Below are 14827 nucleotides of genomic sequence, written 5' to 3'. Positions count from 1 at the left end.
ATGCCGTTTTTGTCACTCGCTTCAGCTTGGTTTGCACTGGCTTTGCCGGCTATTACGGCTTTATATATTTTGAAGAGAACTTATCAGGATAAAGAAGTTACCAGTCATCTGCTATGGAGACGGGTATTGCAGGAGCAGGAAGCGAATCGTCCTTGGCAAAAGCTTCGCAGCCGTTTGCTTCTTATTTTGCAGCTGCTTGCAGCTCTTTTCATCATTCTTGCGTTGATGGAGCCTGTTATGAGTAAGCCGGCAGTGTCGACAGGCCACGCTGTTCTGCTCATTGACCGTGCAGCAAGCATGGCGATTAAGCCAAATACTCCAAACCATAGCGGAACCCAAGCGGCAACACGTCTAGAACTTGCCCTTGAACAAGTAAGCCAATGGTTGAACGAGCAACCAAGAAATAGACCGATTACAATTGTAACAACAGGCGCACAACCGGAGGTGCTTGTCTCACGAGTGACGAATAAAGAGCAGATTAATAAACAGCTGCAAGCCATTTCGCCTTTTTATGGTAAATCGGACCCTATAGCTGCACTCTCTTTGGCAGATTCACTTCTGCAAGGAGACCCGACTGGCGAGACTGTTATTTTTACCGATGGCAGCTGGCAAGGGATCGAAGAGACTAAGGAATTGAATTTGCACGCACCAGTTGATCTTCATTTGATAGATGAGCAGGAACCTCATCCTTATCTATCTATATTGTATTTTGGCATTAAAGCCGACCCCGTAGGAAATGGAACCAATAGAGGTACTATTACGGTTCGAAATGATAGCAAGCTCGACCAAAACGTCCAGCTGGAGGTACTAGCAAAGCAGGACAGCACAAGCCCTACACTTGCTGCGGAAGCTTCCGTATTGGTTGCAGCAGGAGAATGGCAGAGTGTTGATGTAGATGGTTTGCCCGAAGCGGATTATTATAAAGCGCAGCTTCGAAAGCCGATACATGCAGCGTCTATGAATGACAGTGCATACCAATTCCCTACTGTTCCGCGGACAAAACAAGCATTGCTTGTATCAAAGGGCAATTTATTTCTAGAGAAGGCGCTTATGCTGGCCGGAGTTCAAACGGTCAAAATGATTCCGAATAGCATGGTTCCGACAGGTCAGCAGGCAGATGCCATTGATTTTATTATTTTAGATGGCATGGACAATAGGCTGCTCGCCGATTCGAACTGGTCTAAGCTGCTTTCAGAAAAGCCGATATGGATGATAGACCATCCTGAGCAATCCGACGAAGCTGCAGCTGTGCCAGCTCATTCCCGAGTTGTGACGAAAGAGCATGCTGTTACCACTTATATTACTTTTGCAGATACGCATATTGGCAGGCTAGCCAAGCCTAATTCATCGGAGCTGTCATGGGGCGAAACTGTACTTACATATGGTGACATTCCTGCGATATATGCTGGAGAGGCAGATGGCAAGCCAAGGCTTCGCTTTACATTTAATTTTCAAGATACGGATCTGCCTCTGCGGCCAGAGTTTCCTATACTCATTGTTCAAGCTGCACAGTGGATGAGCGGCGGCTCAGAGCTGGCTATTGGCACGCGGACAGCGGATCAGCCGATGGAGCTTTCATTGCATTCCGAAACGGTGAAAGCAGCCTGGCAGGCGCTTGAACTAACTGGAGCTGGCTTGCCTTCTGAGCAAGCGCTACTAAAGCAGCCGCTCAAGCTTGATCTATCTGCGTTAGGTCTAACAACAGCCCCGCCAATACCAGGCTTGTACCAGCTTATTGAGCGCAATGCAGCGAACACGATTATAAGCAGCCGCTATCTAGCGGTGACTGCAGAGTCTACGGAATTTATGAGCAGCAAGGAAATGGAAGCCTCAGGCGTTCAGCTCCTGCGTTCCTTGAAATCGGATGCGGTAGACGAGACTTCTTCCGATTCAATAGATGAGAATGGTAGAGAACAGCAGGTATCGCTTCAAATGTGGGTCGCATTGTTTGTACTGCTGCTTATGGCTGTCGAATGGGAGGTGTATCGCCGTGGGCATTCAAGCTAACACGCCGTGGGCGCTGCTGCTGCTCATTCCGTGGCTCTTGTCTATTTGGTGGATGTACAAAATGACAATCCGTTTACGTGGCAAGCGCAAAATACTTTCGATTACAACAAGAGCTCTCATTACTTTCATTTTAATCGCAATTATCGCGCAAGCTCAGCCTTATTTAGCACTAAACCAGCGCAGCATGGTTTTTGTTGCCGATCGCTCGGCAAGCATGAGAGCGGATCAGCCTATCGGGGAATGGATAACTGCGGCATGGCATGCCAAAAAAGAGGAGGATCGCGGCGGAATCGTTTCCACGGGCCTGCATGCAGCAGTGGAACGTACCGTTTCAAGCCTTCCTCTTGCGAATGAAAAAAGCTTTGCATTCCGAGCAAATGTGAATAGCAGCTATACCGATTTATCACAAGGATTGCAATTAGCGGGGGCTCTGCTTCAAAAAGAAGGCGGCGGGCATATCGTGCTGCTGTCTGATGGCGCTGAAAATACAGGTGATGTTCGCCGTCAGGCGCGGCTCCTCAAAAATGCAGGCATTGCCGTCGATGTAGTACAAATGGAATCCTCCACTGTGACGGATGCTGCCGTCGAGGAGTTGAATGTTCCTTCTTCGCTGAAACAAGGGGAGACCTTCACCTTTGAAATTGCAATAAGCAGCAAGACGGCAGCTCCTGCGCAGCTTCGACTTTTTGCCGATAATAACGAGCTTTCGGTTACAGAGATCCAGCTTGAAACGGGAGAAAATCGTTTTGCTCTGCAGAGCGTCGCGCTTGAGCCCGGCTTTCATCGGTTCCGAGCGGAAGTATATGTCTCTGGAGATGAGCAGCAGGCAAATAACACCGCATACGCATTTAGCCATGTGAGCGGCCCTCCATCCGTATTAATTGTAGAGGGCGTTCCCAACTCTTCTATCAATATTGAAGCGGCTCTAGAAGCTTCTATTATTCGTTATCAGACGATTATGCCTGAACAGCTGTCGGTTGAGCTGGCGGAATACGCCGCATATGACAGTATCATATTAAATAATGTATCGGCGGCGCGAATTGCTGAGAAGCCTATGGAATGGCTGGCGAAGGCTGTAGGAGAATATGGAGTAGGCTTGATCATGCTTGGAGGCTCGGACAGCTTCGGCCTTGGCGGATATTTCAAAACACCGATAGAGCGGGCGCTTCCCGTTTATATGGATTTGCAAGGAAAAAAACAAATTCCTTCGCTTGGCCTCGTACTTGTCATTGATCGTTCAGGCAGCATGTCTGATGGCAAAATTGAGCTTGCCAAGGAGGCGGCTATGCGCACAATTGAGCTGCTTCGCGACATCGACACCGTAGGCGTTGTCGCCTTCGACTCAGCGCCATGGTGGGTCGTGGAACCGACCAAGCTGACAGACAGGGATGACGTACTGGAGAAAATCAAGGGCATTCAAGCAGACGGCGGCACTGAAATATATTCAGCGCTGAGCGCGGGGTTTAAAGGGCTTGATCTGATAGAAGCGGAACGCAAGCATATGATTCTACTAACAGATGGCCAGTCCGCAACGAACAACAACTATAGTGCCATAACAGATGCGATGAACGAGCGCAATATGACCCTGTCTACAGTAGCAGTTGGTGACGGCGCGGATCAGCAATTACTGAAACGGCTGGCAGAAGCGGCTAAGGGAAGGTATTATTTTACGAAGGATCAGAGCACGCTTCCTGCCATCTTCAGTCGTGAGACGGTCATGATGTCACGAACTTATGTTGTGGAGCAAAGCTTTACGCCGAGTATCGGACAAGCGGGCGATTGGTCGTCCCTTTGGCGAGACGGCATCCCGTCCATTAACGCTTATATTGCAACTACGCCGAAGGAAACAGCTGAGGTTGCCCTTTGGACGCCTGACGGTGATCCGCTTCTTGCTCGCTGGCCGTATGGTTCTGGCCGAACCGTAGCATGGACGAGTGATTTAACCGGGAAATGGTCGAGTAATTGGGTGCAATGGCCGGCGCTTCCGAAAGTATTTGTGGAGTGGGTGAAATGGACTTTTCCTCAATTTGAGAACGCACCTTATACGATTACGACGGAAATGAACGGCAGTGAAGCGAAGCTGCGCATTCAATCGGAAGCAAGCGGACAGGCTGCAAGCAGCGGGCTTGCCGCAAGCATCCAGAATGAAGAGGGTCTTAACGAGCTGAAGCGACTCATGCCGATTGCTCCGGGCGAATACGAAGCAAGGCTGACGATGGAGGAGCCGGGTGTTTACTTGGCACAAATAGGGCAGTGGATGGAGGGCAGCTCTGTTCAGAATGGGACGACAGCAGGCTTTGTTATTCCCTATTCGCCGGAATTCCGTATTTCTAATGTGGATGGATCAGCTTTGCTGCAGCAAGTGGCAGAAATGACGGGGGGCCGGATACTGAAGCTAACCGACCCCGATGAAGCATTTCAATTCGAGCCTGCTCCTTCACGGCAGATCTATAATTGGACCCGTGGGCTGCTCATTGCGGTTCTGCTGCTTTGGCTGCTGGATATCGCTATTCGAAGAGTCACCTTGCCTTGGGCACGGCTTGCCGCTCTGGCAGCAGCTCCTCTACGCAGCAGAAAAGTTCGGAATCAGCTTGATCCGTCTAATCCTGCACTCGCGCCGGCATCTCAATCTTTGTCGCGTTTAAAGAAGCGAACAGCAGAGGCAAATCGCTTCTATGGTACAAGTGCATCTGAAAGCGCGTCTATAGCTAATAAGAAAGATCATCATTTAGTCGGACATGTTGAACCAAAGTCAAATTCTAGTAAAGCTCCTTCGGAAAATAAGAGTGGGGATGATCACAATTCTCCCACAACGGCTGCGCCTTTGAAACCAAATCATAATGATTTGAATCTCGGTCAAAATTCTGATCGATCAGGCAATGCGGCTATTAATCGATTACTCGCAGCGAAAAACAGAAACAAACGGTAGCTGCAATCATTTTTTTGATAGGAAGGAATAGTGTAATTATGAACAATAGTGATAAGCTTGGTCTGAGTGAAATAAATGGGAGGTTGAGATAATATGAGACCCGAACCAACCGAATATGTTCCTTTAGCGGAGAAGTATATCCAATTAGTACCAGAAGGCAGACTGCATGAAATCTTGCAGCGCCAGCAGGAACAAACAGTATCTTTATTGCAGGATATATCCGAAGAGCAAGCGGGGTATCGGTATGCAGAAGGCAAGTGGAGCCTAAGAACCGTACTTGGACATATCGCAGATGTTGAGCGTTTGTGGAATTACCGTATTTTCCGAATTGCACGTGGCGACGCTCGGGAGTTAGCCGGCTATGATCGAGATATTTTTGCTCATAATGCGCCTTTCGAAAGTTTGCCCATAGCAGAGGTGCTGCGGGATTATTCGGCAGTACGGCAGTCAACTATTAGTCTTATTACTCATTTGAGTGACGAAGCTATGCTTCGCCTAGGAGAATTCAATGAGCATCCGTTATCTGCGCGTGCTGCTGCATTTATTATAGCGGGTCATGAAATTCACCATATTCAAATCATTAAAGAGAAATATTTACGGATGTGAGTAGTGCGGAGTTCGGAGTGGGAAAGGGAAGGCTGCCAAGGCTGGTCGTAGACCAACGGCGGCCTTCTCTTTATTTTGATAAGATGCGAAGTTTTTGTTGATAAGGCCTACATATTGCTGCTTCAGCACGAGTAACTAGTAACTAGTCTTGTCTCGCTGGCTCTCACATGTTCGAGATAGTGCCCTCCATTGATTTTGCCTGACTCTGCCGCCAGTGCTAAAGCGACCAACTCCATTCGCGTTTCACCCATTTGATAATAGCTGTACTATCCGAGAAGCACTCAAGCATATCCGAAAGATTGGCAGCTGGAGTAAATAAGTCATGTTAGAGAGCAAATAATTTCACAAAGGGCTTAGGGCTTCAACTGGTACTAATAAAATTTGAATTAGCTAATAGGGTGCTAGGCGTGCAAGTGGACTTTGCTGCGGCTACGCGATACAATTTAATGAAGCCAGTATAAATTGAGCAACATCTGAAGGGATGATTCATATGTATCCAGAAATAACAACAGCTGAGCTGGAAAGCCAGCTTAAAGAAGGCAAATCCATTAATCTTGTTGATGTGCGTGAACCAGATGAATGGGAAGCTGGTCATATTAAGGAAGCACGCAGCATACCGTTATCTGAGCTTCAGGATAGATTGGATGAGCTTCAACAAGGTGAACAAGATATCGTACTTGTTTGCCGCAGCGGCGGACGCAGCAGTAAAGCATGCGACTTCCTGAATGCGCAGGGCTATAAGGTTGTCAATGTAACAGGCGGCATGCTTGCTTGGCCAGGTGAAGTAGTGTACGGCGAATAACCTAACCATGATATGAGAAGGAAATGATGATACGATGAATGATAACCGCAGCCATTTGAAGCCGGAAGTTCGCGCTTATCTTGACCGAATCAAGTATGACGGTCCTCTGGACATGAGCACCAAAGCGCTTGCCCGATTACAGGAATGTCATCTTCATACCGTACCTTATGAGAATTTTGATATTTTGAACGGAATTCCACTTTCCTTGCAAATTCATGATTTGGTTGACAAAATTGTTGTTCGCCATCGCGGAGGCTATTGTTTTGAGCTCAATGCCTTGTTCGGCTGGCTGTTAAGGGAACTTGGTTTTCCTGTGATAGACCTCGTATCGCGTTTCTGGCGAGACGAAGACCAATTGCCTCCAAAGCAGCGCCATCATGTTTTGAAGGTTGAGGCTGATGGTGATTTCTATTTATGCGATGTGGGTGTTGGAGGAATTGTACCGTGCCGCCCAATTATGATGGTGGAGGGTGTGGAACAGCAGCAAGCCGACGAGTGCTATCGATTGGAGAAGGATTCCCTATACGGTTGGGTTCTTACCGAGTGGCATCGGGATCAATGGAGTTGGATTTATTCGTTCACAGAAGAGGCTAAGCTGCCGAAAGATTTCGTAATGGCCACCTATTGGTGTGAAAACGCGCCTGATTCAATCTTCAAAAAAAGCGCTATGGCTGCCATTCGCACGCGAGAAGGACGTAATTCTTTAGCTGGCGAACAGTTTCGAATATTTACGGCCAATGAGGTTTATACGAAAACCCCTCCAACCAAAGAGGAGTATAAGCTAGCTTTGCTTACATATTTCGGAATAGAGCTTTAATGGTGAAGCCAGAGGCTTGGGATTTACGAAAGTGCCGGGTTATGTTTGTCTATATAAAGCCAATTTTCTGGAGTTAGGTACAAACACTTTGGAAAGTTGGCTTTTGTATGTTAGATGTACGAAGTATTGGAAACTACCAACGGCAAAATTGTATGAGGTTTATTTTTGTTAGTGTTGCTTTGTTTCGTGTTCCAGGACTGTTAAGCATATGCCAAGCCGTGTATTGTTCGGCATAAGGATTGGCCGCAGTCATCCCATCAACAGGGATAATAACATTAAACCCTCGAAACGCAGCACTAGTTGCTGTGTGAAGGACGGCTCCATTGGCAGCATAACCAGTGATAATCACGGTTTTAACAGAATGCTCATGTAATATTTGTTCTAAATTGGTGTTATAGAACTTATCTACATTGGATTTCACAATAGGCTCTCCCTGTATGGGACTTAGCTGCGGGGCAATATCAGAAACATTTCCTGTATGTGTTAGGCTATAGACAACTAGCATGCCTCGTTCACGCGCTTGAACTAATAGATCGTTAATTTTACAGATGGAAGCAATACAGCGATCATTATTGCATATCGTGGTCTCCATATCTAATACGAGGAGCGCACTGCTTCTAGGGTCCAAACAGATTGCTTTTAACTCAGGTGCTGGTGGAGCGTTAATGCCCTTCCATTCGTCAATGATAGTATGATCCTCATGCCAATTACCGCACACAGGACAATGATATATCATGGGACTCCTCCTTGATGGCTATGTACTTATAGCCTATGTAGCGAATGAGGAAAGGTGAAATATACACTCACATATAAGTGAGGATTACTTCTCAGTATTAATGTGAATCGGCTTTTTAGATTCTAGAGACTTAAATACGGCGTCTTGTATTTTCATCACTTGAATTGCAGAAGTAATATCGAGAAACTCACTTTTTTTGTCATGTTCCAAACAATCTTTAATATGATGTATAACTTGCTCATAATCATCCATCATTTGGGGATTTAACACTTCTTTACTTCCATCATTATGATAAATCACAAATTCTTCTGTTGTGTTTATCCCATATTCAGCTTCAAAATGAATAGAACCTTTTTCGCAAATAATCTCAAATCCTACACAGAACGGTGAATGGTTAGGTAAATTTGTGTAACTCTCAATGACTGCAAATTTATTTTCATAGTTCAATGTTGTTATTGCAACAGATTTGTCTCCCAAGTCTATACCATTTGAAAGGACAAGTTCAGGCATCCCCAAAATTTCAATCAAGAAATCGAAGTTATGTATGTGGAAATCAGATACGTTTTTTTGCAACCCCAGGTTTCCCCAAATTGGAGCGGTTTTATTATACGAATGAAATGATCTTACCTCACCTAGTTCAAGGCTTTTGATTTTATTTATCGCTATTTGATGAGGAGTCGAGAATTTAAAAAACAAATCAACAAATACATTTTTCTGATACTCTTCTGAGGTACTTAAAATATGTTCAGCCTCATCTAATTGATAGGATAATGGTGTTTCACAAAAAACATGCTTTCGATGCTTTAATGCCTCAATTGCCCATTTAGCATGAAGGGTGGTAGGCAAGCAAATATCAACTAAGTCAATCTGATCATTTTGAATGATTTCGTATATATCTGTTGTAGTTCTAATATTCAGAGTCTCATTTATTTCTCTTAATTTATTTTCATCACGACCATATATTAGAACCACCTCAAATCCAGTTGTTTTTTTATACAATTCTGCATGATGTCTTCCAAATCCCGTTCCCAAAATCCCAACTTTAACCACAAAAATTCCTCCATGATAACAAAGTAAAATTCATTCCGTATCACAAGATGCCATTCCTTTACAGAACAAATGTTCCCTATACAATATTTTACAATTAACCCTATTTAAAAGCAACAATGATTTTGAAAGGAGCGTATTCGAAAAAAGACGACTCTCATCCCAATAAGGAATAAGAGTCGTCTATTTTTGATGATTACTCTCCAGATACCTCAATAAACCGTAAGTTCTGAAGTGGATTGTGAGAAATTTACTCTTTTTTATACAAAAAATGAATTAGCAGCTCTATGGATAATACTACCATCTGACATGCGGATCGAATCGTCGTTATATCCTATAATGGTTGAAGCTGGTCTTATTTGCATACCGTTTTGCATTGCTGTAATGGTTGTTTTTTGTGCAATAGCAACTTCAAAGTCTTTGTTTGTAATCAGTTTTTGACCAGCTATCAGTTTGATTTTTTCTTGCATGTTTGGTTGCCTCCATAAATCTGTATGTGTACCATTTCAAGGTAAAATCATACACCATTAACTTAGAAAAATGCAATGGAAGAGATTAGTATTAATTGGGAACAGCAACAGGGCGACGAGTTGTTCAACATATTCTTGACACTAGTAACCAAATCATGTATAAATATGTCTAATCCATATTCACACAATAAATGGAACATTAATGAATGGGACAGTAGTCTATGACGGATAGTTACAGCGAGCCGGGTCAGTGGAAGCCGGTACGGATGTCTTAGATGAAGCGGGCCCAGGAAATGGTTTGCCGAACCGAAAGAATGAATGAAGAAGTAGGCAAATCCGGTCATAGACCGTTACGAAAGCGAGTGGTCGAGCTGTCATAGGCTTGACACTTAGAGTGGTACCACGGGAACTTAACGGCTCTCGTCTCTTATTTTAGAGACGGGGGTCTTTTTTGCATTCAAAGCAGAATGGAGGAAAGGGAAATGATTAATGAGAAAATTATAGCTGCAGTCGAAGACATTACACAAAGCCTATTACTGGAGGGCAAGCTGGCACGACCGGATCAATTGCGAATTGCTGTGGAGCATCCGTCTAATCTGGAGCACGGAGATTATAGCAGCAATATAGCGATGCAGCTTGCTAAGCTTTTAAAGAGATCACCTATACAAATAGCCAATGAGTTTAAAGAAAAGCTAATCAGACATTCAAGCTTTGCTTCTATTATTGACAAAATAGAGGTTGCTCAGCCAGGCTTTCTTAATTTTTTTATCAATTGGCCGCAGTGGGCTGTGTATTCGGAGCAAAACACTCACGTTTCGTTTCCTCCAAACCAAACAAAAGTACTGATTGAGCATACGTCGATAAATCCTAATAAATCTGCTCATATCGGCCATTTGCGCAACTCCTGTATTGGAGATTCGCTTTCGCGAATGCTGAAGAAGGCAGGCTATGGCGTTGAGGTTCATAACTATATTGATGATCTTGGAAATCAGCTTGCAGATACCGTGGTCGGTATTCTGAATGTGAAAACGTCGCTGCCTCATGAAAGATTTGGGGATTTCTGCTGGGACACCTATTCCAAAATCAATAAAGCGTATGGAGAGCGGCCCTCCTTGCTGCAGCAGCGCACGTGCGTCTTGTCTGAATTAGAAGAGGGCAACTCCAATATCGCTTGGATGGGATTGCTCGTTGCGGAAAGAATTGTGCGGGAGCATGTGGAGGAGATGAAGCAATTCGGTATTAAATATAATGTTCTTGTATGGGAAAGCAGCATCGTGAAGGAAGGCTTCTGGACACAGTCATTTGAGCTCCTTAAGAAAACTTCTATTTTTCAACAAGAGCAAGATGGAAAACTGAAGGGCTGCTGGGTGCTGAAGCAGTCAGAACATGATGAGGAAGTGCCTGAGCAAGAGCAGCTGGAGTTCAATTCGGATAAAGTATTGGTTCGCTCCAATGGCATCTTGACCTATACAGCTAAGGATATTGCCTATCATCTATGGAAGTTTGGGCTGTTGGACTCTGATTTTCGTTACAAAAAATTCGCAGACGGCCTTTGGTCAACGGACACCAGAGGAATAAGGAAGAAAATAGGGCATGCAGATTTGGTCATTAACGTAATCGATCAGAGACAGGAGTATCCGCAGACCATGGTCAAGCAAGCCTTGGCAGCTCTAGGTTATGAGAAGCAGGCGGAGCAGCTTAAGCATGTCAGCTATGGCGTTGTTTCACTAAGTCCGAATACAGCTAAAAGCTTAGGGATCGACACAACCGATGGAAAACACGCTTATGCAATGTCGGGCAGACAAGGAATCGGCATTAAAATTGCTGATTTCATGAAGCATATGGAGCAGATTATCGAGACGAAGCGCAAAAGTAAAGCTGGCCTATCCAGCCGTGCAATTGCAGCGGCATCCATTAGATATTACTTATTGCGTTTTCATTTGCAAACGGAGGTCGTTTTTGATTTGGAGCAGGCAGTGGAGGTTACAGGCAATACAGGTGTTTATTTAATGTATAGCTATGCGCGCTCCTGTCGTGTATTGGAAAAAGCAAAGGAACCAAAGGCAATGCAAGTGGATTCAATGCTTATTGAGAAACTGCAGCCGCAAGAACACAATTTAATGAGACAGCTAGCCTACTGGCCAGAGACGCTGCAAGCAGCTGTTAAGGAGCTTGCTCCGAATCAGCTATGCACGTATGCATATGAGTTGTCCGCTTTATTTAATCATTTCTATGCAGCCTGTCCCATCTTGAAGGCTGAGGGGCATGATAGAGCCTACCGCCTATGGCTTACAGAGAAGTATCAAGAAACGATGCATGAAGTGCTGGAAATAGTAGGGCTGCCAACGCCAAAAAGAATGTAATAGCACGTTCCATACATGCATTTCAAATGCCCGTCATATAATTGAACGCAGAGGTACAGGCATGGAAAGCGATGTATGGAAGGCGGGTGCTTCGGATGGAGACGGTAGATACTGCCGATGGAGTAGTAGAAACAGGCGTGACCATAGATTTTGCTGTACAAGGCATGAGCTGCTCAGCTTGCGCGGCGCGGATCGAGAAGGGTATTGGCAAAATGAAAGGTGTTCAAATGGCAGCAGTCAGCTTCCCGCTGCGCACGGCGTGGGTGCAATTTGAGCCGGATTTGCTTATGCCCGAGCATATAGCTGAGCGAGTCAAGCAATTAGGCTTTGAGGCATTAATGAACGAATCGCCAAGGCATGGGCTGCAAAGAGAGCATAATACGCTGCGGTTAAGGCTGCTCACATCAGCGGTTCTGACTGCGCCGTTATTAGTGAGCATGATTCAGCATCTGCCGGCGCTTGAACCGCTGCTTCGCCTATTACCGATTTGGATGTCTTTGCCGTGGGTTCAGCTTCTGCTAGCGACTATTATTCAATTTGTCATCGGTGCTCCATTTTATTTCGGAGCCTACCATGCGATTCGGCAGAAAAGCGCGAATATGGATGTGCTTGTTGTGCTGGGAACAACAGCTGCTTATCTATACAGTCATTATGAAGTATTTCAAGTCGGATTGCTTACGCCGATGCTTGCAGCTTCTCATGCGCCTCCACTTTATTTCGAAACATCGGCTGTCGTTATTACAGCAGTTCTGTTAGGCAAGTATATCGAGACGGCAGCGGCGCTGCGGGCACAGCAAGGCTCTGACGGATACGGACAGCTGCAAAACCAGCTGGCAACGGTAGATAGAGCGGGGGAAATACTGCAAATTAGAACGGAATTCGTACGTGCGGGAGATGTCGTCATTGTCGCTGCCGGCGAAATCGTGCCAGTGGATGGAATCGTAATCAAAGGTCTTTCATCGGCAGATGAGTCTTTGCTTACCGGGGAAAGCCTGTTTATTACGAAGCGTGAGGGTGATCCGATATGGGCTGGAACACGGAATGTGAGCGAGCCCTTGCGAGTTAGAACGAAAGCCGCAGGCCATGATACGATGCTGAATCGAATCCAGGAGCTGGTGAGGCAGGCGCAGCGGTCGAAATCGGTTATTCAGCGTAATGTGGATATGGCTGCCGGTTGGTTTGTGCCGGCCATGCTCGTATTCGCTCTTTTGACAGTAGTGATGTGGTCGGTTTTTCTGGATCCCGGCAACGTGCGCCAAGCTTTTATTTGCGCAATTGCTGTACTGTTGGCCGCTTGTCCTTGCGCACTCGGATTAGCAGCTCCGATTTCACTCGTGATTGCTTCTGGCAGAATGGCGAAGAAGGGAATTATTTCGAAAGAAGCAGGTGCACTTGAACGATTGGCCGCTATCCAGACCATTGTATTTGACAAAACAGGTACAATAACCGAGGGTAAACCGGTGGTCAGCGCTATACGGGCAATGAAAGGCAGTTCATCAGCGGTGCTTCGGTTGGCTGCGGCGGCGGAAGCCCAGTCCGTGCATCCGCTTGCCGCTGCAATTAGGCAAGAAGCGCTTAGGCAAGGTCTAGTTATTCCGAAGGCGGAGCAGCATCAGTTTACGCCAGGTGGAGGGATGGAAGCTGCAATCGAGCGGCAGACCTTCGGAATCGGAAATGTCCGCTTTGCGCAAGAACGGAACTGGCACATAGGCGTGCATGCACAAGACTTCGCAACCAGTCGGGAAAATGCCGGAGAGACTGTGCTTTATGCCGCGATCGATGGAGAATGTGTCGGAGTAATCGCGTTAAGCGATATGGTCAAATCAAATGCAAGAGCAGCAATCAAAGAATTAAAGCAGCTTGGCGTTTCTGCGCTGCTGGCAACCGGTGATCACGCGGCACCTGCTCATGCTGCGGCGAAAGCAGTCGGGATCACGGAGGTACATGCGTCTATGCTGCCGGAAAGCAAGCTGGCGCTAATCGAGAAGCTCAAGGGGCAAGGAAGAAGGGTGGGGATGGCAGGGGATGGCTGGAATGATGCTCCTGCATTAGCCGCCGCTGATGTAGGCCTGGCAATGGGGGATGGAACAGATGCAGCGCTCAGCGCAGGCCATATGACATTGCTCTTCTCTCGGTTGAAGGCGATCCCTGAAGCGATCAGGATCAGCCGCTTAACGATTCGCAATGTGCGGCAAAATTTAACATTCGCTTTTTTATATAATGTTATTATCGTTCCGTTCGCGGCTTTCGGTTTGCTTGAGCCTTGGATGGCTGGGACGGCGATGGCGCTTAGCTCGGTATCCGTTGTCGGCAATTCTCTTCGGCTGACGGGCCAGCTTAAGAAGGCTGCGGGTAATGCCGAATGATTATCACATGGCAGCAGATTGGCTTAATCATGTTGACAGGACTTTTCAGTGCGCCTCATTGTATTGGAATGTGCGGTGGAATTGTATCTACCGTGTCATTGAATTCGGCAGCGACTGTTCGTAAATCTACACTTCTGTATAATGCAGGACGGATATTCTCTTATTCCTTGCTCGGTGCTGTGATGGGAGCTGTTGGTTCTTTTGTAGATGTTGCGGGGAAGCTTGCAGGTGTGCAGGGGCTTGCCTCCATTATAGGCGGTTGTTTTCTGCTGCTTTGGCTTTGGCGCAGATTTCAGCTTCCTATGATGAACCGACTGTCTTCTTTCCTACATAAAAGACTTGCAGGGGGAGCGAGCCGATCGCGCGGACAAGAGTCGGCGCATTTGCTGGCAACAGGCATTGCCTTCGGTTTTCTTCCTTGCGGTTTGACTTATGCGATGCAAATGACAGCGGCTGCTACGGGATCCGCGCTGGCAGGGGCTTTCGTAATGGCCCTCTTCGGATTATCTACGTTTCCAGCTTTAGCAGCCGCAGCTTCAATTGCCGCGTTCGCCAATAAACGTTGGCGGCGATTTATGCGAAGGGCAAGCGTCATTACAGCGATTGCAGTAGGCCTGCTGTCTATCATGCGAGGTCTGGCTGCTAATGGCATTATTCCTACGATAAACCCTTGGCTTTGGTAGA

11 protein-coding genes and 1 other annotated feature are annotated in these 14827 nt (G+C 46.3%); of the genes, 8 read left to right on the top strand and 3 right to left on the bottom strand.

All coding sequences use genetic code 11. The annotated features are described in order from the left end of the window. From CEF13_RS15980 to CEF13_RS15960, 5 genes are all read left to right on the top strand, one after another. Positions 1-2007 carry a vWA domain-containing protein gene (locus CEF13_RS15980; RefSeq protein WP_102711923.1) on the top strand — a complete coding sequence of 669 codons (2007 nt, stop codon included), beginning with the start codon at positions 1-3 and terminating at the stop codon, positions 2005-2007. Next, on the top strand, positions 1991-4936 hold the full coding sequence (locus CEF13_RS15975) for a VWA domain-containing protein (protein ID WP_166742711.1): 2946 nt from the start codon (positions 1991-1993) through the stop codon (positions 4934-4936). Before CEF13_RS15980 ends, CEF13_RS15975 begins: the two co-directional genes overlap by 17 nt. Positions 4937-5029: 93 nt before the next feature. Beyond that, a complete protein-coding gene (locus CEF13_RS15970; protein ID WP_102711919.1) occupies positions 5030-5542 on the top strand; it encodes a DinB family protein in 513 nt (170 codons plus the stop codon). Positions 5543-6032: 490 nt separating this feature from the next. Further along, a complete protein-coding gene (locus CEF13_RS15965) occupies positions 6033-6344 on the top strand; it encodes a rhodanese-like domain-containing protein (protein ID WP_424991946.1) in 312 nt (103 codons plus the stop codon). Positions 6345-6378: 34 nt separating this feature from the next. Further along, positions 6379-7161: an arylamine N-acetyltransferase family protein gene (locus CEF13_RS15960; protein WP_102711915.1), complete on the top strand. Its 783-nt coding sequence runs from the start codon at positions 6379-6381 to the stop codon at positions 7159-7161. Between the two features lie 133 nt (positions 7162-7294). Here CEF13_RS15960 and CEF13_RS15955 read toward each other — a convergent pair whose 3' ends face one another. The 3 genes from CEF13_RS15955 to CEF13_RS15945 form a co-directional block, all read right to left on the bottom strand. Then, positions 7295-7897 carry a cysteine hydrolase family protein gene (locus CEF13_RS15955; protein WP_102711913.1) on the bottom strand — a complete coding sequence of 201 codons (603 nt, stop codon included), beginning with the start codon at positions 7895-7897 and terminating at the stop codon, positions 7295-7297. Positions 7898-7981: 84 nt separating this feature from the next. Continuing rightward, a complete protein-coding gene (locus tag CEF13_RS15950; protein ID WP_166742710.1) occupies positions 7982-8947 on the bottom strand; it encodes a Gfo/Idh/MocA family protein in 966 nt (321 codons plus the stop codon). Between the two features lie 257 nt (positions 8948-9204). Beyond that, positions 9205-9414 carry a hypothetical protein gene (locus CEF13_RS15945; RefSeq protein WP_102711909.1) on the bottom strand — a complete coding sequence of 70 codons (210 nt, stop codon included), beginning with the start codon at positions 9412-9414 and terminating at the stop codon, positions 9205-9207. 193 nt (positions 9415-9607) lie between these two features. After that, positions 9608-9845, top strand: a binding site (T-box leader). A 51-nt stretch (positions 9846-9896) separates the two neighbouring features. Here CEF13_RS15945 and CEF13_RS15940 point away from each other — a divergent pair. From CEF13_RS15940 to CEF13_RS15930, 3 genes are all read left to right on the top strand, one after another. Then, on the top strand, positions 9897-11777 hold the full coding sequence (locus tag CEF13_RS15940) for an arginine--tRNA ligase (RefSeq protein ID WP_102711907.1): 1881 nt from the start codon (positions 9897-9899) through the stop codon (positions 11775-11777). 95 nt (positions 11778-11872) lie between these two features. After that, entirely contained in the window at positions 11873-14143 is a 2271-nt protein-coding gene (locus tag CEF13_RS15935; protein ID WP_166742709.1) for a heavy metal translocating P-type ATPase, read from the top strand. Continuing rightward, positions 14140-14826, top strand: a complete 687-nt coding sequence (locus CEF13_RS15930; RefSeq protein ID WP_102711903.1) for a sulfite exporter TauE/SafE family protein — start codon at positions 14140-14142, stop codon at positions 14824-14826. The genes CEF13_RS15935 and CEF13_RS15930 overlap by 4 nt, the downstream gene beginning before the upstream one ends. Position 14827: the final 1 nt, after the last annotated feature.

Source organism: Paenibacillus castaneae, from assembly GCF_002884445.1.
Taxonomy (GTDB): domain Bacteria; phylum Bacillota; class Bacilli; order Paenibacillales; family Paenibacillaceae; genus Pristimantibacillus; species Pristimantibacillus castaneae.
This window is presented reverse-complemented; position numbering and strand designations above follow the sequence as displayed.